This window comes from Lysinibacillus sp. FSL M8-0355 (assembly GCF_038008985.1).
Classification (GTDB): domain Bacteria; phylum Bacillota; class Bacilli; order Bacillales_A; family Planococcaceae; genus Lysinibacillus; species Lysinibacillus fusiformis_D.
The window spans coordinates 1,304,922-1,325,405 of the sequence record NZ_JBBPAI010000001.1; the positions used below are offsets into that span (position 1 = coordinate 1,304,922).

Sequence of the window (20,484 nt, forward strand, 5' to 3'; positions counted from 1 at the left end):
AGTGAACACCTTCATTTTATTTGTGAAACCTTTGTAAAAAAGAGAACTCTTTTGTAGAGCGGCAAACCTTTTTTTACTTTAAATTCTATGGATATTTTGTTATTCAACACAATGAAGACAAAAGGCTACGGTAATGCCTTTTGTCTTTTATTTTTAAGTATTTTTCTCAGTGCAACAACGATACTCACAAAAACAATGGCTCCAGCTGTATCGACCAAGACATCTTGGAAGCTCATTGTGCGACCTGGTGTAAAGCTTTGACGAAATTCGTCAATGATAGCAATTGTAGCTGTTCCTGCAATGGCAATACTTGCTGCCAAACGTCTTTTTCCCCAAGCAAAATACAGACCAAGTGCAATGCATCCAAACCCAATAAAATGTGTCAATTTACGAATTAAAAACTCTACAAATGGAAAATAACCACGTTCTTCAACGGAAACGATGGTTCCCCAATAGGGAATTTTTAAAACAGATAGTTGTTTTTCAAAAGGTTTATTGGCAAGTAGATCTTCTAATTCTGGTAGGATACTCTGTTGCTCATAGGTCATACTAGAGGAGATTACTAATATGACAAGACAGATGATGAAGACCAGCCATTTTTTCATCGGTGTTCTTGATACTGCTCATTTTTAGTCAGTTTATTGGCTGCATTAAAATCTGTGATTACGTTGATTTTTTCATAGGCAGCTAGCGTTTGAGCTAGCTGTTGTTGTGAGCTTGCCCCAATTACCGTTGAAGCGATCGTAGGCTCTTTCAAATTAAAGGCGATGGCCAGCGCATGTAAATCATCATATTGTAAAGCTAAGTCTGTTAACGATGCTGTTAATTCCTCTGCCGTATAGCCGTTAAAACCATTGACCTGTTGTAGACGTTGTTGCCAGCTATTTGTTAATAAGCCTTTTGCCACTGTGCCACGTGTTACAACAGATGCACCTTGATTTGCAATAAACTCAAACCATTCTTCAGGGCGACGATCTAGAGCACTATATTGCATCATAACGCTTTTAGCTGAGCTTGCAGGTAAAAATCGCTGCAATACATTTGGACGAATAGAAGAAATGCCATATTCACGAATGAGCCCTTCTTTTTTAAGTTCTTCAAATGTGTCAATAATTCCATCCCAATCATCTTCCATTGTGCCGCCATGTAATTGATAGACATCAATATAGTCTGTACCTAGTCGTCGTAAGCTAGCATAGGCAGCTTCTTTAATATAGTCTGGGGATGCGTCCCAATGCCAACCATCGACGCCTTCTGTCCAACGGTTTCCTACCTTTGTTGCTAGGATGACATCATGACGACGTTTACCTAACGTTGTACCAATGATTTCTTCGTTTGCACCAAAATCATATAAATCCGCTGTGTCGATATAATTAATCCCGGCATCTAATGCCATATCGACAATGGCAGCTGCTTGCTTTTTATCTGTCGAAAGAGACATGCCTCCTAAACTAATCTCTGAAATAAACAATTCACTTATGCCAAGCTGTCTTTTTTTCATATGATCGTCCTCCTTCGATTTCTCTACTTGTAATGGTACAATGAACATATCTGAAGAACAAGCGAGGTTATCGTCAGTGAAAAAGTTTGAGGAAAAAACAACGACAACAACACCAATCTATGATGGAAGAATAATAAAACTACAAATTGATGAGGTAACTTTACCAAATGGACAGGTTGCGAAACGTGAAATCATAAAGCATCCCGGTGCCGTAGCAGTTATTGCCGTTACGGACGAGGGGAAACTAGTGTTGGTAGAACAATATCGTAAAGCGCTTGAACGTTCAATCGTTGAAATTCCGGCAGGGAAGCTGGAACCTGGTGAGGAGCCAGTGGTGACAGCACGTCGTGAATTAGAGGAAGAGACAGGCTATGGAGCGCATAAACTGACTTTTTTACAAACATTTGCAACATCACCAGGCTTTGCGGATGAAGTTATTCATTTGTTTGTAGCGAGGGAATTATATACAATAGATAATAAAGCAGATTTAGATGAGGATGAATTTGTCGAATTATTAGAAGTTTCGTTGGAAGAAGCACAAATAATGGTGGCAGATCAGCGTATATATGATGCTAAAACGGCATTTGCAGTACTCTGGCTGGCTGCCAATTTAGAAAATAATCTTTTAGCATAATAGAGACGGACGAGCATAAGCTGTACAAACCTTGATAGAAAAGGAGCATGTTTATGTCTCGTACGGTGTCTATTTTTTATCACGCTTCCATCATTGCAGTAAGTTTTGTTTGCGGCGTTATTTTCTTTCATATTATTGGTGGACCGAAAGCGGAACCATTTATATTATTTATAGAGCCTCGTTTAGCAGATGGGGACAGGCACTCCATTTTTCGTTTAGTACTGCCTGTCACTATTTCTATAGGTCTTGTATTATTACTAGCAACACATAGCGTATTAAAAGTTTTAGTGCGTGTGACAGTAGCCATACGTGCCACTTTTTTTGGCTTTAGTTCTGTTTTTTTATTACAAAAACTTGAAGCTTTTTGGCTTTATACGATTTGGTGGTTTCCATTTCAGCTCATCTATTGTATATTGTTGCTAGTCCTATGCAATTTACTTGTACCCGCTTGGTCCAAGCGAAAAATCGGGAAACAAGTATCTGGTCGAACAATTTTGTTGAATTTTATCGCATTTTTCATCATAATAGTTGCTGAGTTTATTGTTATTGCTTATGTGTTAAAATGAAGGATTGAATGGACAGAAATTGTGATCAGATAAAAAATAGAAGCATGTTAGAAATCTATTCACTATCTTGTAATAGGATTTACTCCTTTGGTATAATGGAAAGAGTTTAGGGGGGCGTCACATGGAGAGCCGAATTGATCGTATAAAAAAACAGCTGCATAGTGCTAGTTACAAGCTGACGCCGCAGCGAGAAGCGACAGTTGCTGTCTTGCTTGAGCACGAAGAGGACCACCTAAGTGCTGAGGATGTTTATCTTTTAGTAAAAGAAAAAGCACCAGAGATTGGTCTAGCTACTGTTTATAGAACGTTAGAATTATTAACTGAGCTCAAAATTGTCGACAAAATCAACTTTGGCGATGGCGTATCGCGCTATGACCTACGCCAAGAGGGAGCTGCCCATTTCCACCATCATCTTGTTTGTATCGAATGTGGTGCTGTTGATGAAATTCAAGAAGATTTACTTGAAGATGTGGAAGCCGTTGTTGAAAAACGTTGGAACTTTATTATAAAAGATCACCGACTAACTTTCCACGGCATATGCTGGCGCTGTCATGATAAAAACGACGAATCGAATGAAGAAAAATAACAAAAAGCTGTCTGTTTTAATCTTAAGTATAGATTGAATCGGGCAGTTTTTTGTTTTTTTGAGGCAGCAAATGTTTTTGTTCCGAAAGCGAAGTGTAAGAACAGAAGTCTCCTCGGACGAGCTTAATGAAAGAGTTATTAATAACTTGGACACATTTAAGTAGGGTGGCCTTGGATTAATTATAATGTAACGATAATATGGTTGGATTATGTCGAATAGAGGGGGCTTTAGCACATTTCTTAAGGCCATGATAAAATAGAGAATAATTGACAGTGAGGGGGCGTTATGATGAATGAATTTCAATATGCAGTAGAGGACTATATCCATTTTATTCAGGTGGAAAGGCAGTTATCTGTTAATACATTAGCATCCTATCGCCGTGATTTAGAAAGCTATGTGCATTTTTTGCAGGAAGCAGAGGGGATGGCTGATTTTAGCCGTGTGGAACGAACAACTATTTTGCGGCATTTGGAGCAATTGCGAGCACAGGGGAAGACAAGCCGTACCGTTGCCCGTCATATTTCTTCTATCCGGAGCTTCCATCAATTTTTACTGCGAGAAAAGCGTGCAGAAACAGATCCGACTGTTCATTTAGAAATGCCAACTATTGAGCAAAAGCTACCGAATATCCTATCTATCGAAGAAATCGAAGCGTTACTAACAGCTCCGAATCGAAGTAAGCCACAAGGTATACGTGATCTTGCCATGCTAGAGTTACTATATGGATCTGGCATGCGCATCAGTGAGCTCATTGCACTGGATTTAGCCGATATTCATTTAACGATGGGCTTTGTCCGTGTCTTTGGGAAGGGTGGGAAGGAACGAATTATTCCACTTGGCAAAAATGCCCTTTCGGCGATTAATGCCTATTTAAACGGTGCTCGTGGTCAGTTGCAAGGAAAGCACCCAAAAACAGATGCGTTTTTTATTAATCAAAGAGGGAAACGTTTAACAAGGCAGGGTTGTTGGAAATTAATGAAGGAGCATGCTTTAAAGGCAGGCATCCAACATGAATTAACCCCACATACATTGCGTCATTCCTTTGCAACTCATTTGGTCGAAAATGGCGCTGATTTACGAGCGGTGCAGGAGATGCTTGGTCATGCAGATATTTCTACAACGCAGATTTATACACATATTAGTAAAACAAGATTATCTGAGGTCTATAAGCAATTCCATCCACGTGCTTAAAACTCTTCAATAAGTAAAAATTATTTTAGTCGGATGTCTGACCTTTATTTTTCGCATTTTTTTGGTAAAATAGAGTCATGAGATTAGGAGGCAACCATTATGAATAAACCGTTTAACAAAATCCATGTTGTTGTCATGGACTCAGTAGGTATAGGTGAAGCGCCAGACGCAGCAAATTTTGGTGATGTTGGTGCACATACATTAGGACATATCGCTGAAAAAATGAATGGGCTTACAATGCCAGTGATGGAGTCCTTTGGTTTAGCAAATATTGAATCATTGCAAGGTATGCACGCGGCTACAGAGCCAAAAGCATACTACGGTAAAATGCAAGAAGCATCTGTCGGCAAAGACACGATGACAGGCCATTGGGAAATCATGGGGTTAAATATCGATAAACCATTTAAGGTTTATCCAGAAGGATTTCCAGCGGAGCTTATTGCTGAGTTAGAGCAACGTACAGGTCGTAAAGTACTGTGCAATCAACCAGCAAGCGGTACACAAGTGATTGAAGATTTCGGTAAGGAACATATGGAAACAGGTGCGATTATTGTTTATACATCAGCCGATCCTGTTTTACAGATTGCTGCTCACGAGGAAATCATTCCATTAGAAGAATTATATAAAATTTGCGAAATGGCGCGTGAATTAACATTACAGCCTGAATATTTAGTAGGACGTGTCATTGCAAGACCATTTGTTGGTACGCCAGGCAACTTCACACGTACTGCCAATCGACATGACTACGCATTGAAGCCATTTGGTCGTACAACAATGAATGTTTTAAAGGACGCAGGATTAGATGTCATTGCCATTGGAAAAATCTCAGATATATTCAATGGTGAAGGTGTCACTGATTCGGTACGCACAAAAAATAATATGGATGGTATGGATCAATTTGCAGAGGTTGTCCGCCGTGATTTTCGTGGGATGAGCTTCTTAAATTTAGTGGACTTTGACGCCAACTTTGGTCATCGTCGTGATCCATTAGGCTATGGACAGGCACTACAAGAATTTGATGCACGCCTACCAGAAATTACAGAAGCGATGTCAGAGGATGATTTATTAATCATTACTGCCGATCACGGAAATGATCCAACCTTCCATGGAACAGATCATACACGTGAATATGTACCGTTAATTGTCTATTCACCACGTTTCAATGGTGGAACAGAACTAGCTTTGCGTGAAACTTTTGCGGATATTGCAGCGACAGTTGCTGAAAACTTTAGTGTAGAAGCACCACCATTCGGCAAAAGTTTCTTACATGATTTGAAATAAGGGGGTTTTTCGTATGAATATGGTTCAATTGTTTGAAAAGAAAAAACAAGGAATAGAGCTATCTCAAGCTGAAATTCAGTATTTTGTTGAAGGCTATACGACGGGTTCCATTCCAGATTATCAAGCAAGTTCACTTTTAATGGCTATACGCTTACTAGGTATGTCTGATGATGAAACATTTTATTTAACAAAGGCCATGATCGAATCAGGGGATGTTATTGATTTAACGTCTATTGATGGCTTTAAAATCGATAAACACTCTACAGGAGGAGTTGGTGACAAGGTCACACTTGTTGTCACACCAATTATCGCTTCTTTAGGAATCCCTGTGGCGAAATTTAGCGGTAAGGGTTTAGGCATTACAGGTGGAACAATCGATAAACTTGAATCCATTGAAGGCTTCAAAACAGAGCTTTCATCACAGGAGTTTATTGACAATGTCAATCAGCATAAAATTGCAGTTGCCGGACAAACAGGGAATCTTGTACCAGCCGACAAAAAATTATATGCATTACGTGATGTGACAGGTACTGTCGATTCTATTCCATTAATCGCTGCGTCGATTATGAGTAAAAAAATTGCAAGTGGTGCAGATGGTATTGTACTTGACGTAAAATGCGGCTCAGGTGCGTTTATGAAGACGCAAGAAGAAGCACAGATTTTAGCGGATACAATGACGGCCATTGGAGAAAAACTTGGGCGTAAAGTTGTCGCACATATTAGTGATATGGATAATCCTTTAGGAAAAATGATTGGCAATAAACTTGAAGTTGTAGAGGCGTATGCCTTATTAAGTGGACGCTTGGAAGAAACGCATGAAGATTTGTTGGATGAATGTATTGTTATTTCTTCCTTAATGTACCAAGTTGCCGCTGGCGTGAATGAAGCGGAAGCGACCGCTGAGGTTAAGCGCGTGCTTGCTGATGGTTCTGCTGCTGCAAAATTTGAGGAGTTCATTGTTGCACAAGGTGGCGTAGTTTCTGATATTGTCCAAAATGAAACCGCTCATAAAGTAGCAGTGACAGCTGTTGCAGAGGGCACTGTGGAAACCATTAATGCGTTATTAGTAGGTGAAGCGAGTGTCAGTCTAGGTGCTGGACGATTAACGAAGGAATCGGTACTTGATTATGATGCAGGCATCCAGCTGATTGCTAAAAAAGGTGACCATGTCAATCATGGCGACACGATTGCTTATTTATATGCCAATCAACCAATTGTTGAAGAGACAATCAATAAAATACAGCAAGCATATACAATTGCATAAAGATTCGTTAGCGAGGGCTCTCACTTTAAGTGAGCTCTCGCTTTTTTGCGTTCTAAGGATCGTTAAACTTTAGCTAGCAATGGCGTTTAGAAAATGTAGATTTATCCCATACTGCACTTAACCTAAAAAGCTATAAGTATGTCGATTAGACACTATTTCGGAAGACTTTGCACTAGTTCTGTCAGCCGCAAGGATTCATTGCATTGAATGTGGAATTGCACGAGGAGGAGGCGATGTTCATGCATTATCAATTAGAAATGGTCACAAGAGAGACTGTCGTTATACGTTTGTTTGGGGAGCTCGATCACCATGCAGTAGAACAAATTCGAGCGAAAATTTCTACAGCAATTTTTCAAGGCACTGTGACGACCATCATTTGGAACTTAGAAGGGCTTTCCTTTATGGATAGTTCAGGCGTTGGCTTAGTGCTTGGTCGAATGCGTGAGTTAGAAGCAGTTGCTGGGCGAACTATTTTATTGAATCCATCGCCAACAATGCGAAAAGTATTTCAATTTTCAGGATTAGGGCCATGGATGATGGATGCAACAGAGGAACAAGCGATTGATCGCGTAAGGGGGATTGTAAATGGATAACGAAATGACATTAACATTTTTAGCACTTAGTGAAAATGAAGCCTTAGCCCGTGTGGCTGTTACAGGTTTTATTGCACAATTAGACCCAACTATTGATGAGCTATCAGAGTTTAAAACAGTTGTCTCTGAAGCGGTTTCCAATGCCATTATTCATGGCTATGAAGAAAATGGTAAGGGTGTTGTTACAGTTCATGCAAAACGTGAGGATGACATTGTAACGGTATCTGTCATGGATAAAGGAATAGGAATTGAGGACGTTAGTCGAGCGATGGAGCCATTATTTACAACGAAAAGTGCGATGGAGCGTTCGGGTATGGGCTTCACCATTATGGATAGCTTTTCAGATCAGCTAACAGTAATGTCTAAATGGCAAGAAGGAACAACTGTAACGTTTACGAAGAAATTTTACACAGTTCGCACAGCGGTAATGTGAGGTTGAGACAGTGAAGCCGCTAGAACAGTCGTCCGATAAGCTATTGTCTCAGGAGGAAATGCGTGATTTAATTGCACGCGCACAGCAGGGCGATCATGAGGCTCGTAAACGAATGGTAGAAGGCAATACGAGACTTGTGTGGTCCATTGTTCAACGTTTTACAACGAGAGGTGTTGAGCTTGAGGATTTATTCCAGATTGGCTGCATAGGGCTGATGAAATCTGTAGATAAATTCGATTTAACCTATGATGTGAAGTTTTCAACCTATGCAGTCCCTATGATCATTGGTGAAATTCAACGCTTTTTGAGGGATGATGGCATGGTGAAGGTGAGTCGCTCTATTCGTGAGCTAAATTTTAAAATTCGTCATGCTACAGATGAATTTATTAAGAAAAATGAACATCCACCAACCATTCAAGAACTTGCTCAGGTACTTGGTGTGACAACGGAGGAAATTGTCACAGCATCCGATGCGCTGAGAGATCCAGCATCTCTTCATGAGCAATTGTATGAAAGTGAAGGGGATTCCATTACATTGATGGACCAAATGAAAGATGAAAAATCTGAGCAACCATTTGATTATATCCCATTGAAGGAAGTACTCACGAGACTTGAACCGAGAGAGCAGTCTATTATTTATTTACGCTATTTTTCAGATTGCACGCAAACAGAAATTGCGAATAGGTTAGGGATATCACAAGTACAAGTGTCTCGTTTAGAGAAAAAAATCCTTGCCCAGCTGAAAAGTTGGATGGCTACAAGCGCTACCGTGGAGCAGGAAGCTATAAAAAAAGACATCTAAGAAAATGGTGACAGCATGACAAATAAATTATTTAACAGCTTAGAAGAAGCCGAAGATTTTCTTATTGAACATTTTGGTGACGACGAATCATTTGACGTTGGTATTAAACACTTATTTGTCAAGGATTTGCCGGTCCTTTGTGCATATATTAGCGGGCTTGTGGACGGAGAAGCTTTAACACAGTTACTCTCTAGCATGCTTCCAAATGAAGACATTGACATTGATGTGGAGGATGAGAAGGAATATTTTGAGTCCTATTTTAATTTCCATGGGCGTTCAGAGGAAACAGAGCGAAAAGCCTATTTATTAGCCATTTTAAGTGGACAAGTCACCTTTATTACTAAAAGTGGCTATTGCTACGTTGCAGAGCTGAGGAATTATCCAGGACGTTCTCCAGAAGAGCCAGATAATGAAAAGGTAATTCGTGGTTCGCGGGATGGCTTTACAGAAGGAATTTCTCAAAATACGGCTTTAATACGTAGGCGAATTCGCAATAGTAATTTACGTTTCGAGCTACATAAAATATCCAAAATCGGCCAAACCGACGTGGCGATCGCGTTTATGAAGGATATTGCCAATGAAGATATGCTCGAAAATTTACGACAGCGCCTTGGACAAATTAATCACGATGGCTTGACGATGGCCGATAAATCATTAGAAGAATGGCTTTTTAAGCAAAAATTCCATCCAGTGCCATTTGTACGCTATACGGAACGACCTGATATTGCAGCAGCGCATCTGCTTGAAGGGCATATAGCGATATTGGTCGATACCTCTCCATCCGTGATTTTAGTACCTGTTACTATATTTCATTTATTACAGCATGCGGAGGAATATCGACAGGCACCAACAGTTGGTACGTTTGTGCGATTTATGAGGTATTTTGGTTCTGTCATGGGTTTACTTTTATTACCATTGTGGTATGTGTTTGCTACAAATGAATCCTTACTGCCGGATGCCTTATCCTTTTTAGGCACCGAAGAGAAATCGCATGTACCATTATTATTGCAAATATTGATCGCAGATATAGGTATTGAATTTTTAAGGATGGCCGCCATTCATACTCCGTCACCATTATCGACTGCGATGGGATTGGTTGCGGGGGTAATCATTGGTCAAATTGCTATTGATGTAGGATTATTTTCTGCGGAGGTAGTTCTTTATACAGCAGTAGCAGCTATTCTTATTTTTATCATTCCATCATATGAACTCAGTATCTCGATCAAAATTTTTAGGTTGCTGTTATTAATTATAACGGGTCTCTGGGGTGTCAATGGCTTATTTATTGGCTTATTTTTATTGTTTACGTATTTATGTTCATTACGACCTATGCAGGCACCTTATTTATGGCCGCTTGTTCCATTCTTCCCAACGGCAATGCTTCGTGTCATCATTCGTTTCCCAATGACTTCCGATGCATTAAGACCTTATGTAGTCGCTTCCAAACAGCGAAAAAGATCATAGGAGCCGTTGCACTCGTTTTTTTCATGTGATAAAGTTCACATATAGTATTTTGTGATTTTTGCAAAAATTATTTTCATTCAAGAAAAAGTAGGGTATATACATTTTTCTTTTAATATTTTTATGGAAATAATTACTTGATGGGATGCCACGAAAGTCCCTACAAAGTGTGAAAATAACAAGATGGAACGATGTGAAAAGGGAGAGATGCACATGCATTTATATGGAACACAAGCGATTTCTGAAGATGGTCATTTAACAATTGGACAGGTAGACACACTAGAGCTAGCAAAAGAGTATGGTACACCACTTTTCGTGTATGATACTGCACTTATTCGTAAGCGTGCACGCGGCTTTATCGATACGTTTAAAAAATTAGGCGTAAAAGCAGAAGTAGCTTATGCTTCAAAAGCATTTGCATGTGTAGCGGTGTATCAATTAGCAGCAGAAGAAAATTTATCCTTGGATGTTGTATCTGGTGGGGAGTTATTTACTGCCTTAAAGGCAGGCTTCCCAGCAGAGCGCATTCATTTCCATGGTAATAATAAAAGCATTGCTGAAATAGAGCTAGCTTTTGACTCCAAGATTGGATGTATGGTTGTAGATAATTTCTATGAAATACAGCTTTTAAAAGAAATTTCGGAGCGCCGTCAGCAAAAAATGCGTATTTTATTACGTGTTACACCAGGTGTGGAAGCACATACGCATGATTTCATCACGACAGGTCAAGCAGATTCAAAATTCGGCTTTGACTTAAACAATGGTCAAGCGGATGAAGCATTCCAACAAACATTTAACCATGAATTCCTAGAGCTACTTGGCTTACATTGTCATATTGGCTCACAAATTTTTGATACTGCTGGCTTTGGCTTAGCTGGAGAAAAATTGATTGACAAAATTTCTGATTGGAACAAGACTCACGAATTTACGTGTACTGTGTTAAACTTAGGTGGGGGCTTTGGTATTCGTTATACTGAAGAAGATGCACCGCTGGAACCACAAGTTTATGTAGAGGATATGATAACAGTTGTGAAAAATAAAGCAACTGTGCTTGGACTGAAGATGCCAGAAATTTGGATTGAACCAGGTCGATCACTTGTAGGTGATGCAGGAACATCTCTTTATACAATCGGTTCACAAAAAACAGTGCCAGATGTGCGCAAATATATTGCGGTTGATGGTGGGATGAGTGATAACATCCGCCCAGCATTATACGATGCTAAGTATGAGGCAGTCATTGCAAGTAAAGCGAATGAGCCGAAAAATGAACTCTATACAGTGGCTGGTAAATTATGTGAATCTGGCGATAAATTAATTATTGATGCGAAACTACAAGATGCTGCTTCAGGCGATGTGTTAGCCATATTCTGTACAGGTGCGTATGGTTATTCGATGGCTAGTAACTATAACCGTGTGCCAAGACCTGCTGTTGTATTTGTAGAAAATGGACAGCATCAACTAGCTATTCGCCGCGAAAGTTATGAAGATATTGTGCAAAACGATCTCCCGCTAACTTTAAAAAAGGGTGAGTAAATTTGAGGAAAAATAAGTGGGTATTACTAGCGTCCATTTCAACTTTTATTTTGTTGTGGGGCGTTGTCTATTGGGTGTTGGCGTCTAAAGGTATTCTCGGACCTGGTTCGTAAGACAGAAATTGGCTTGCGGTAAAAGTACAAATCGTGTAGGATAGTCAAAGATTATGTACAGCTAGAAAAAGAGGGAATAGACAAATATGTTAATTCGATATAAGAAAGCTTTAGAGAAAATAGCAATGGGGCTACTTTCATTTATGCCTAATGAAAAAGACGTAAAAAAGCTTACAGAGACCATCCACTCCTATGAAAATGACGATAATTGGGTTTTATATTTATGGAAAAAGAATGATGAATATGTTGGCATTGTTGGGCTTGTCATTGATGAGCATAATACAGCTACCATCCAGCATGTATCGGTGATCCCTTCCTATAGGGGTGAAGGCGTAGCAACGGAAATGCTTCAAGAAGTGGCAGAACTTGGCCAATATGAAAGTGTACGTGCTACCGATGCAACACGGAGCTTGGTTCAAAAATGTATCCATTGTAAAGATGAAAAAGCAGACGATTAACAGCGTCTGCTTTTTCTTTGTTTGCTTTCTTGCCGCTCTGCAAGAATATGTGAGCGATCTCGTAGCATATGTTTATGAAGAAGATAGTTTGAACTACTAGAAGGCAAGAGCTGTATACGTGCAATCGTTAACTCCAGCAAATTGGGAGAGAGAGGGAGCTGGATAGCTTGAAAGGAATTGCCCGTTTTCAACGAAATAAGGGTCGTTGTTACTTGTGTTAGGAGTTGCTGATAATCGATTTCTTGGAAAAAAATATGGCCTTCATTTTCTTGGAAATTATGAAGTGCCTTTTCTAAAATTCGTATAGCGCCAGTATTGTTACCACGTCGCCAATGATAGAAACCTGTTGCAAGCTGCACATAGCCAACAAGCGGATGCATTTTATCACCAGGTGCAATTTCCTTCCAATATTCCTCCAGTACTTCATGGCATTCAAAAAAATCTTGATTGCCATTAAAATAAGCACAGTAATCTATAAATAAAGTATGATGCTGTGGATGCATTTTGGACTCCTTTCCACTATACTAAAAGAACATAGAATCTCAGGGTGGTAAAATAATGTCTTATGAAGTAAAATTAGAAGCCTTTTCAGGGCCTCTTGATTTATTATTGCATTTAATTCACAGATTGGAAATTGATATCTATGATATCCCAATGGCTGAAATTACACAACAATATATCGACCATATACATGCAATGCAAGTACTGGAATTAAATGAAGCAAGTGAATATTTAGTAATGGCAGCAACATTGCTGGCAATTAAAAGCCGCATGCTATTGCCGATTCATGAAGGTGAAATGGAAGACGCAGAATTAGAAGTGGACGGCCCTGACCCTCGTGAAGAACTGGTGCAACGCTTAATTGAATATAAAAAATATAAGGAAGCAGCCAGTAATTTGCAAGAGCTTGAAACGGACCGATCACAAGTATTTACAAGGCCTCCAGCTGATTTAACAGGGTTGGCCTCGGATGAACAAATGGCTTTGTTTGATTTAAATGTGAACATCTATGATATGCTTGGAGCATTTCAAAAATTGATGCGTCGCAAAAAATTAAAGAAACCACTAAAAACGACAGTAGCGAGGCAAGAAAGATCAGTAAAAGATCAAATGCGTTCTGTTGTTGATTCTTTACGTTTAACAGGTGGACGTGCATCATTTTTCGAGCTTTTTCCCTATGAAGATAAGCCGACACTTATTCTGACGTTTGTTTCCCTTCTAGAACTGATGAAACGTCAGGTCGTCGTCGTAGAACAAGATGGTAACTTTGAAGAATTAACGGTTACCTTGCAGAAGGAGGAATGGGAAGATGACGAAAACTTTGATGTTACAGAGTAGAATTGAAGCCTTATTATTCGTTGTTGGAGATGATGGCTTAACGATTAAACAGCTATCGCAACTTTTAGGAGAACAGGAAGAGCTGATTGTTCAGGCGATGAGTGCATTGAGAGAAGCCTTTGACGAAGATGTAGCAAGAGGCATTACTGTGAAGGAAATTGCAGGCGTTTATCAGCTCATTACAAAATCTGAGTTTGCTGATACGATTCAAAGATTAGTAGAGAATCCAACGGCACAATCCCTATCCCAAGCCTCCTTGGAGGTGCTGGCGATAGTGGCTTACAAACAGCCCATTACACGTGTAGCAATAGAAGATTTGCGCGGTGTAAAGTGTGAACGACCAATTCAAACATTAGTGTCACGAGGATTAATTAAAGAGGTAGGGCGTTCAGAAGGAACTGGACGTGCCATACTATATGGAACGACAAAAGAATTTTTACATTATTTTGGCTTAAATACTATTGAAGAAATGCCGCCTCTACCTGAAGAGGATCTTGTTGAAACAGAACAAGAAACAGATTTATTTATGACAAAGTTCCAAGAGACATTTAGCAGTGCAAAATAATGATTAGGTATAATGCGTAGCCTTCAACATAAATATGAATCTATATTTTCCTATCACATTAAATAAGGAGTGGCTCGTTGCTTCGGTTATTTCGTTTAACACTGTTCATGCTCATGATATTAATGGTAATGCTTCCTCAAACTAGCTTTGCCAGAGGGGGAAGTGGCTATGCTGTCTTAGATGGTGCTACAGGCCGCGTTTTAATAGGGTCTAATAGCGATGAACGCTTACCTATTGCTAGCCTAACAAAAATTTGGACAGCACTTGTTGCAATCGAAAATAGTGACCTGCAAGATGAAGTTGTGATATCACCGAATGCCGCTATGGCTGAGGGGAGTTCTATTTATTTACAGGCTGGCGAAACAGTAACAGTCGAAACGTTATTGTACGGTTTAATGCTGCGTTCAGGCAATGATGCTGCGACCGCTTTAGCAGAACACGTAGGGGGTTCTGTGGAGGGCTTTGTCAAATTAATGAATGAAAGAGCTGTGATTGCAGGTCTGACTAACACCGTTTTTATGAACCCTTCTGGTCTTCATCATGATGAGCATTTATCGTCAGCAAGAGATACTGCTGAGATGTTAAGACTTGCTTTGCAAAATAAAACATTTGAGAAAATTGCTTCAACGATTCTTTATCGGGCGAATACGGTAAACGGAATGCTTTGGGAAAATAAACACCGATTATTAAGAGAAGGTTCAGGGATGGCTGCAGATATAGATGATGAAACGGAGCAGCCTGTTAGTTCTTTAAAATCAGCGACTGGCACTGCGTTCGCTGGAAAAACCGGCTTTACAAAGGTTGCTGGACGTACACTAGCAACAGCCTTTCAAAAGGACGGGCAAATCTGCATTGTTGTCACTTTAAATGAATCCGATGATTGGAATGTACATCGAGGTTTATCGAATAGAGTATGGCAAGACTATAGCCTTGAAACCGTAGTGAAGAAGGGCAAATACAACGTCAACAAAAAGTTAGCTATTCGATTAGAAGAGCCCGTTCGCCTACAATTAAATAAAGAAGAAAAAGAACAGGTGCGGCAAGTTTTACATGTATCAAGAAAACGTCAAGAAGCTGTCTTGTCGATCTTTATTGGTGAAGAGCGTATTTATGCAACTCCAGTAAAAGTTGAATCAGCAGATCGTTAAAAACGATTTGCTGATTTTTTTAGTATGGAATCTCTGCTAAATGACGGATGACTATAGCATAAACAGCCAAGTGATTCAGTGCAATATGCTTTTATTTTGAGCCGTTCTTTCGTGCTCCTATAATCTGCATTACTAGACAACTAACTGCTTGGAAGAAAGGTGAGTAAATCAATATAGAAAAAGCTGACGTAACAATACATGCTAAAATTTTTTTGTGCTACAAGATGTTTTAACAATTGAGCAAACACTAACAAAATGATAGCTTTCTTGTCTGTTAAAATAAAGATTTTTAAGTCGATTCGCTTTTTTGCCAAATGAGTATACTGGTTATGAGGAACGTAAAATGTAGGTGCAAATGATAAGAAATTTGTGAATGAGAAATAATTTGGAATACTCAATTAAAAAATGTGAAATTTGTTTTTCTTTAATAATGCTTAAAAGTATGACATAATTTTCACAGATTAGCGGGAAAGATAACCCTATTCATTAGAGCGAAATCGAATGATGACGAAAGTGTCAATGTGAAAGAAAACTAGAGGTGAAAAAATGGAAAGATTACAAAAGGTCATTGCCTATGCAGGAGTTGCTTCAAGGCGCAAGGCAGAGCAATTGATAGTAGAAGGCAAAGTAAAAGTTAATGGTGTAGTTGTTCGTGAGTTAGGAACGAAGGTTTCTAATTCTGATACAATTGAAGTAGAAGGTGTGAAATTGGAAAAGGAAGATAAGGTATATTATTTACTTTACAAACCACGTGGAACAATTTCGGCTGTGACGGATGATAAAGGACGCAAAACTGTCACAGATTTATTTCACCATATTCCGCAACGTATTTTCCCAGTTGGTCGTCTTGATTATGATACATCTGGATTATTGTTATTGACAAATGATGGGGAATTCTCCTATATGTTGACACATCCGAAGTTTAAAATTGATAAAACCTATATCGCGCGTGTCAAAGGTATTCCAACAATTGAAGGGCTTAAAAAACTTCAAAGAGGGATTAAATTAGAGGATGGGAAAACAGCTCCAGCTAAGGTTAGTATGACATCCTTTGACGAAAAAGCAGGCAAAGCAATTTGTGAAATTACGATTCATGAAGGACGCAATCGCCAAGTTCGTCGTATGTTTGAAGCCATTGGGACACCTGTTGTCAAATTAAAACGTGAACGCTTTGCATTCTTAGATTTATTCGGCCTTACACCAGGAGAATACCGTGAATTATCAAAGCATGAAGTCAAGCAATTACGTGTTTTAGCGGAGACTGGAAAGCTTGATTAAAGAACATTTGCCAAAAGAAAGTAGGTACCACAATAGGTATTATTTGGGTGTTTACACTTTCTTTATGGTGAATTCGTTCATAAATCATTCATAATTAATAGCTAAGTGTTTTTGTATCATTTTGCTATAATAGGTGAGAATAGTACACCTAGTAACAGTTTGTTCAAAAGAACTGTTACACATACAATCTGGTATTGTTGACGTCAATTTGAAAGAAGTTTTTACATAATTAAAGACGTATATAAAATGAAAAAGTTCATTGGGTCTGCATTAGGTAAAAGCTTCGCGTTTACAAACTTTACGCTAAGCCGTAATTGATAGGGGGTTTATTAACTTGGAGAAAAAGAAAAAGCGTCTCGTACTGCGAACGGTCATCTTAGCACTGCTAGCGTTGGCAATCGGGTACACAGTATATGGAACAGCGACAAAGGAAAAAGTAGAGTTAGTGGCAGTAGGCTCTGAAGCACCTGACTTCACGTTAGTAGATTTAAACGGTGAAAAACATAAATTGTCGGATTATAAAGGACAAGGGGTATTTTTAAACTTCTGGGGAACTTGGTGTAAGCCTTGTGAGAAGGAAATGCCTGCGATGGACAATCAGTATCAAGAATTTAAAGATCAAGGTGTACAAACTTTAGCGGTCAATATCGCTCAAACTGATTTTGAAGTGCAGAATTTTGTTGATCGGTATGGTTTATCATTCCCAGTAGTGATCGACAAAACGAAAAGTGTTATGACTGCTTATAATGTAGGTCAATTACCTGCTACAGTATTAATTGATCCTGAAGGCAAAGTGACTAAGATTATTACAGGTGAAATGACGGAGGAAAATATCGCTTCGTACATGGAATTAGTGAAGCCGGAATAAGGAGTATATGACGATGGAAAAAATCATTTGTGCTTGCGGTCATAGTAACCCATACGGCACGAAGCTTTGTGAGAAATGTGGTCGTCCTTTAACCGAAGAAGAACAGCAAAATAAAGTAGTTGATATGCGCTACGATGGTATGGCCATTCGCTCTAAAACATATAACAAGTCATTTATTGATAAAATATGGAATTTCTTCTCAAGTGTTAAAGTCGGTATATCCTTAATTATTATCACATTAATTGCTGCTTCAATCGGAACATTACTACCACAAGAGTTTTACGTGAAAGCTTCTGATTTGGAGAAGGGAGCTTATTACGCAGACGTTTATGGTACATTCGGTAAAATTTATTATACGTTAGGCCTTTCAGATTTATATAGCTCGTGGTGGTTCCAAATTTTGGTTGGTATGCTTGCTGTATCCATTATTGTGGCAAGTCTTGACCGGGGAATACCACTTTATAAATCATTGAAGAATCAACGTGTGAAAAGACATGAAAGCTTTATGAAGCGTCAGCGCATTGTTGCAGAAGGACAAGTGACAGCAGGCGCAGAGGAAACGCTTGATAAAGTGGCACAAAAAATGTCTGAGATGAGATATTCTGTTCGTCGAGATGGTAGCGCTCTCTTAGCTGAAAAAGGACGCTTTTCTCGTTACGGTCCGTACATAAACCATGTCGGTCTCATTATCTTTTTAGGTGGGGTCATGCTACGTCTGGTGCCAGGTTTCTATGTTGATGAATCAATCTGGGTACGTGAGGGCGAGACACGTGCGATTACTGGCATGGACGGTTATTTCATTGAAAACAATGATTTTGTTTTAGAGACACATGATAATGAACCACAGGGTGAGCAAGTAAAGCAGGGTGTAAATGTTGTTGCGAAAAATTTCCAAACAGATATTACACTATATAAGCAGCCTAAAGATGCTTTGCCAGGTGACACAGATAATCTAGAAAAAGTAAAAGACTATTCCATTCGTGTAAACCATCCTTTAAAGGAAGATGGCTTTGCGCTTTACCAAATGGATTATCGTTTAAATGAATTAAAGCAAATGAATTTCGAATTAATCAATAAAACGACTGAACAATCACTTGGTAAGGTGGAAATTGATTTAACAAACCCAAAAAAGGAATATGATTTAGGTAATGGTTCTTCCGTTCAAATTCTTGTTTATACACCAGATTTTGATGGATTTGAAAATGGTGAGCCACAAACAAAAACATCCATTCCAAATAACCCAGCATTCTTATTTAAAATGACAACACCAGAAACACCTGAAGGCGAAGTGAGCTTTGTTGAAATTATGCAACCTCCTTTAGAGCCGCTTGGTGAAAATAAATACAGAATGAAATTTGCAGCAGCAGAAATGCGTGATATGTCAGGTATTACAGTACGTAAAGATCGTACAATTCCTATCTTATTTGTTGGGGGCGTCATCTTTATGATTGGTGTTGTTATTGGTTCTTACTGGAATCACAGACGTTTATGGATTCAAGTGGAACCAGATGGCCGTGTGTTAATGGCTGCCCATGTTAACAAAAATATGTTCAGCATGAAAAAGGATTTAGATGCTGTTACAACATTTGCTGCATTGCCTCCGTATCAAGATCAGTTAGAGAAAGATGAGGCTGGCGAAGAGTCCACAAATGGTGGCATTAAAGAAAAGGAAGGTGACAACACCTTATGAGTTTGATTGACTTAAGTGGAAACCTATTATTTGTAGCTTTTATTGCTTATCTAGTTGCGACATTATTATTTGGTGGTTCAATTAAGCAAGCAAATGCTACTGGTAAAAATACTGGCAAATGGGGCAAGCTTGCCATTGTGGTAACCATTATTGGTTTCTTATCACAGCTAGGTTATTTTATTACGCGTTGGATCTATACAGGACATGCACCAGTAAGTAATATGTTTGAATTTACGACTGCCTTTGGTATGTTCATTGTTGGCGCGTTTATTTTAATTTATTTTATTTATCGTTTGACTGCACTAGGGCTAGTTGCATTGCCTGTTGCATTATTAATCATCTCATATGCAGCAATGTTCCCGAAAGAAGTAAGTCCGTTAGTACCATCGTTACAAAGTCATTGGCTAACGATTCACGTTATTACAGCAGCATTAGGACAATCTATTTTAGCCATTAGTGCTGTAGCAGGGCTCATTTATTTATTAAAAGTAGTTGATTTAACAAAGCCTTCTAAACAACGTTTTTGGTTAGAAGCCGTGATGTACTGTCTTGTAGTTGTAGTTGGTTTTGTCGCAGTGACATCTACATTCGGTGCTATGGATTATGAGTCTAGTTATAATTATGTGGATAAAGAAGGAACTACTCGTAAAATCATTTACAATTTACCGCCAATTTTCGGTATGAATGAATATGAAGCAGTTGAAGAACATGGTATGTCACCGTTAGTAGAAATGCCTGCATTAATTAATGCCAAAAAATTAACAACTGTCTTTTGGTCATTATTGGTAGGATCAATCTTGTATTTATTAATTCGTTTAATCGCTCGTCGTCGAATTAGTGCCATTTTCCAACCACTTGTTAAACGCGTTAATTTGCAATTATTAGATGAAGTTGGTTATCGTTCGGTGCTGATAGGATTCCCTGTATTTACCCTAGGTGCTTTAATTTTTGCGATGATTTGGGCACAAATTGCTTGGAGTCGTTTCTGGGGTTGGGATCCAAAAGAAGTATGGGCTCTTATTACATGGTTATTCTATGCAGCATTCCTACATTTACGTCTATCAAAAGGCTGGGAAGGTCGAAAATCTGCTTGGTTGGCATTAATTGGTTTCGGAATTATTTTATTTAACCTAATTGCTGTTAACTTAATTCTTGCAGGTTTACACTCTTACGCGTAACTT

The 20,484-nt window shown here is 39.0% G+C and carries 22 protein-coding genes; 19 read left to right on the plus strand and 3 right to left on the minus strand.

Features of this window, described 5'->3' with window-relative positions:
* Positions 1 to 125: 125 nt before the first annotated feature.
* Positions 126 to 605 carry a VanZ family protein gene (locus tag MKY46_RS06175; RefSeq protein WP_340833825.1) on the minus strand — a complete coding sequence of 160 codons (480 nt, stop codon included), beginning with the start codon at positions 603 to 605 and terminating at the stop codon, positions 126 to 128.
* On the minus strand, positions 602 to 1,501 hold the full coding sequence (locus MKY46_RS06180) for an aldo/keto reductase (RefSeq protein ID WP_058843268.1): 900 nt from the start codon (positions 1,499 to 1,501) through the stop codon (positions 602 to 604). Before MKY46_RS06180 ends, MKY46_RS06175 begins: the two co-directional genes overlap by 4 nt.
* Before the next feature lie 76 nt (positions 1,502 to 1,577).
* Between MKY46_RS06180 and MKY46_RS06185 the strand changes: the two genes are divergently transcribed.
* The 12 genes from MKY46_RS06185 to MKY46_RS06240 all read left to right on the plus strand — a co-directional run bounded on the left by MKY46_RS06185 (position 1,578) and on the right by MKY46_RS06240 (position 12,416).
* Positions 1,578 to 2,135 carry an NUDIX domain-containing protein gene (locus MKY46_RS06185; protein WP_058843269.1) on the plus strand — a complete coding sequence of 186 codons (558 nt, stop codon included), beginning with the start codon at positions 1,578 to 1,580 and terminating at the stop codon, positions 2,133 to 2,135.
* Positions 2,136 to 2,188: 53 nt separating this feature from the next.
* Positions 2,189 to 2,701, plus strand: coding sequence for a hypothetical protein (locus MKY46_RS06190; RefSeq protein WP_036127953.1), 513 nt, complete (start codon positions 2,189 to 2,191; stop codon positions 2,699 to 2,701).
* Between the two features lie 121 nt (positions 2,702 to 2,822).
* Entirely contained in the window at positions 2,823 to 3,287 is a 465-nt protein-coding gene (gene fur, locus MKY46_RS06195; protein ID WP_004232171.1) for a ferric iron uptake transcriptional regulator, read from the plus strand.
* 288 nt (positions 3,288 to 3,575) lie between these two features.
* Positions 3,576 to 4,478 (plus strand): site-specific tyrosine recombinase XerD, encoded by a 903-nt coding sequence (xerD, locus tag MKY46_RS06200; protein ID WP_036127949.1) that lies wholly within the window; start codon positions 3,576 to 3,578, stop codon positions 4,476 to 4,478.
* Positions 4,479 to 4,577: 99 nt separating this feature from the next.
* The gene (gene deoB, locus MKY46_RS06205; protein WP_089932072.1) at positions 4,578 to 5,759 is read left to right on the plus strand and encodes a phosphopentomutase; all 1,182 of its coding nucleotides are present in this window, start codon (positions 4,578 to 4,580) and stop codon (positions 5,757 to 5,759) included.
* Positions 5,760 to 5,772: 13 nt separating this feature from the next.
* Positions 5,773 to 7,023 (plus strand): thymidine phosphorylase, encoded by a 1,251-nt coding sequence (locus MKY46_RS06210; RefSeq protein WP_089932073.1) that lies wholly within the window; start codon positions 5,773 to 5,775, stop codon positions 7,021 to 7,023.
* 239 nt (positions 7,024 to 7,262) lie between these two features.
* Positions 7,263 to 7,616: an anti-sigma F factor antagonist gene (gene spoIIAA / locus MKY46_RS06215; RefSeq protein ID WP_036127938.1), complete on the plus strand. Its 354-nt coding sequence runs from the start codon at positions 7,263 to 7,265 to the stop codon at positions 7,614 to 7,616.
* Entirely contained in the window at positions 7,609 to 8,049 is a 441-nt protein-coding gene (spoIIAB, locus tag MKY46_RS06220; protein ID WP_036127935.1) for an anti-sigma F factor, read from the plus strand. Before spoIIAA ends, spoIIAB begins: the two co-directional genes overlap by 8 nt.
* A gap of 58 nt (positions 8,050 to 8,107) precedes the next feature.
* Positions 8,108 to 8,851 (plus strand): RNA polymerase sporulation sigma factor SigF, encoded by a 744-nt coding sequence (gene sigF / locus MKY46_RS06225; RefSeq protein WP_283778184.1) that lies wholly within the window; start codon positions 8,108 to 8,110, stop codon positions 8,849 to 8,851.
* A 15-nt stretch (positions 8,852 to 8,866) separates the two neighbouring features.
* Positions 8,867 to 10,315: a spore germination protein gene (locus MKY46_RS06230; RefSeq protein WP_340833826.1), complete on the plus strand. Its 1,449-nt coding sequence runs from the start codon at positions 8,867 to 8,869 to the stop codon at positions 10,313 to 10,315.
* A gap of 210 nt (positions 10,316 to 10,525) precedes the next feature.
* Entirely contained in the window at positions 10,526 to 11,845 is a 1,320-nt protein-coding gene (gene lysA / locus MKY46_RS06235) for a diaminopimelate decarboxylase (RefSeq protein ID WP_036127923.1), read from the plus strand.
* Between the two features lie 199 nt (positions 11,846 to 12,044).
* Positions 12,045 to 12,416, plus strand: a complete 372-nt coding sequence (locus MKY46_RS06240; protein ID WP_036127920.1) for a GNAT family N-acetyltransferase — start codon at positions 12,045 to 12,047, stop codon at positions 12,414 to 12,416.
* On the opposite strand, the gene MKY46_RS06245 is transcribed toward MKY46_RS06240, so the two are convergent.
* Positions 12,413 to 12,919 (minus strand): DUF309 domain-containing protein, encoded by a 507-nt coding sequence (locus MKY46_RS06245; protein WP_036127917.1) that lies wholly within the window; start codon positions 12,917 to 12,919, stop codon positions 12,413 to 12,415. The two genes, MKY46_RS06240 and MKY46_RS06245, sit on opposite strands and share 4 nt — an antisense overlap.
* Before the next feature lie 55 nt (positions 12,920 to 12,974).
* On the opposite strand from MKY46_RS06245, the gene MKY46_RS06250 reads away from it, so the two are divergent.
* From MKY46_RS06250 to ccsB, 7 genes are all read left to right on the plus strand, one after another.
* Positions 12,975 to 13,754 (plus strand): segregation/condensation protein A, encoded by a 780-nt coding sequence (locus tag MKY46_RS06250; protein ID WP_058843273.1) that lies wholly within the window; start codon positions 12,975 to 12,977, stop codon positions 13,752 to 13,754.
* The gene (gene scpB, locus MKY46_RS06255) at positions 13,726 to 14,319 is read left to right on the plus strand and encodes an SMC-Scp complex subunit ScpB (protein WP_036127911.1); all 594 of its coding nucleotides are present in this window, start codon (positions 13,726 to 13,728) and stop codon (positions 14,317 to 14,319) included. The genes MKY46_RS06250 and scpB overlap by 29 nt, the downstream gene beginning before the upstream one ends.
* A gap of 77 nt (positions 14,320 to 14,396) precedes the next feature.
* Positions 14,397 to 15,467 (plus strand): D-alanyl-D-alanine carboxypeptidase family protein, encoded by a 1,071-nt coding sequence (locus MKY46_RS06260; protein ID WP_340833827.1) that lies wholly within the window; start codon positions 14,397 to 14,399, stop codon positions 15,465 to 15,467.
* A 546-nt stretch (positions 15,468 to 16,013) separates the two neighbouring features.
* Complete coding sequence (locus MKY46_RS06265) at positions 16,014 to 16,745, plus strand: pseudouridine synthase (protein ID WP_036127908.1); 732 nt, start codon at positions 16,014 to 16,016, stop codon at positions 16,743 to 16,745.
* A gap of 334 nt (positions 16,746 to 17,079) precedes the next feature.
* Positions 17,080 to 17,613, plus strand: coding sequence for a thiol-disulfide oxidoreductase ResA (resA, locus tag MKY46_RS06270; RefSeq protein ID WP_036127905.1), 534 nt, complete (start codon positions 17,080 to 17,082; stop codon positions 17,611 to 17,613).
* 13 nt (positions 17,614 to 17,626) lie between these two features.
* On the plus strand, positions 17,627 to 19,303 hold the full coding sequence (resB, locus tag MKY46_RS06275; RefSeq protein ID WP_036127902.1) for a cytochrome c biogenesis protein ResB: 1,677 nt from the start codon (positions 17,627 to 17,629) through the stop codon (positions 19,301 to 19,303).
* Entirely contained in the window at positions 19,300 to 20,481 is a 1,182-nt protein-coding gene (gene ccsB, locus MKY46_RS06280; RefSeq protein ID WP_340833828.1) for a c-type cytochrome biogenesis protein CcsB, read from the plus strand. Before resB ends, ccsB begins: the two co-directional genes overlap by 4 nt.
* The last annotated feature ends 3 nt before the right edge of the window (positions 20,482 to 20,484 follow it).

Coding starts and splice junctions, on each gene's coding strand:
- MKY46_RS06175 (WP_340833825.1), bottom strand. CDS start 605: ATGAAAAAATGGCTGGTCTTCATCATCTGTCTTGTCATATTAGTAATC.
- MKY46_RS06180 (WP_058843268.1), bottom strand. CDS start 1,501: ATGAAAAAAAGACAGCTTGGCATAAGTGAATTGTTTATTTCAGAGATT.
- MKY46_RS06190 (WP_036127953.1), top strand. CDS start 2,189: ATGTCTCGTACGGTGTCTATTTTTTATCACGCTTCCATCATTGCAGTA.
- fur (WP_004232171.1), top strand. CDS start 2,823: ATGGAGAGCCGAATTGATCGTATAAAAAAACAGCTGCATAGTGCTAGT.
- xerD (WP_036127949.1), top strand. CDS start 3,576: ATGAATGAATTTCAATATGCAGTAGAGGACTATATCCATTTTATTCAG.
- deoB (WP_089932072.1), top strand. CDS start 4,578: ATGAATAAACCGTTTAACAAAATCCATGTTGTTGTCATGGACTCAGTA.
- MKY46_RS06210 (WP_089932073.1), top strand. CDS start 5,773: ATGAATATGGTTCAATTGTTTGAAAAGAAAAAACAAGGAATAGAGCTA.
- spoIIAA (WP_036127938.1), top strand. CDS start 7,263: ATGCATTATCAATTAGAAATGGTCACAAGAGAGACTGTCGTTATACGT.
- spoIIAB (WP_036127935.1), top strand. CDS start 7,609: ATGGATAACGAAATGACATTAACATTTTTAGCACTTAGTGAAAATGAA.
- sigF (WP_283778184.1), top strand. CDS start 8,108: ATGCGTGATTTAATTGCACGCGCACAGCAGGGCGATCATGAGGCTCGT.
- MKY46_RS06230 (WP_340833826.1), top strand. CDS start 8,867: ATGACAAATAAATTATTTAACAGCTTAGAAGAAGCCGAAGATTTTCTT.
- lysA (WP_036127923.1), top strand. CDS start 10,526: ATGCATTTATATGGAACACAAGCGATTTCTGAAGATGGTCATTTAACA.
- MKY46_RS06240 (WP_036127920.1), top strand. CDS start 12,045: ATGTTAATTCGATATAAGAAAGCTTTAGAGAAAATAGCAATGGGGCTA.
- MKY46_RS06245 (WP_036127917.1), bottom strand. CDS start 12,919: ATGCATCCACAGCATCATACTTTATTTATAGATTACTGTGCTTATTTT.
- MKY46_RS06250 (WP_058843273.1), top strand. CDS start 12,975: ATGTCTTATGAAGTAAAATTAGAAGCCTTTTCAGGGCCTCTTGATTTA.
- scpB (WP_036127911.1), top strand. CDS start 13,726: ATGACGAAAACTTTGATGTTACAGAGTAGAATTGAAGCCTTATTATTC.
- MKY46_RS06265 (WP_036127908.1), top strand. CDS start 16,014: ATGGAAAGATTACAAAAGGTCATTGCCTATGCAGGAGTTGCTTCAAGG.
- resB (WP_036127902.1), top strand. CDS start 17,627: ATGGAAAAAATCATTTGTGCTTGCGGTCATAGTAACCCATACGGCACG.
- ccsB (WP_340833828.1), top strand. CDS start 19,300: ATGAGTTTGATTGACTTAAGTGGAAACCTATTATTTGTAGCTTTTATT.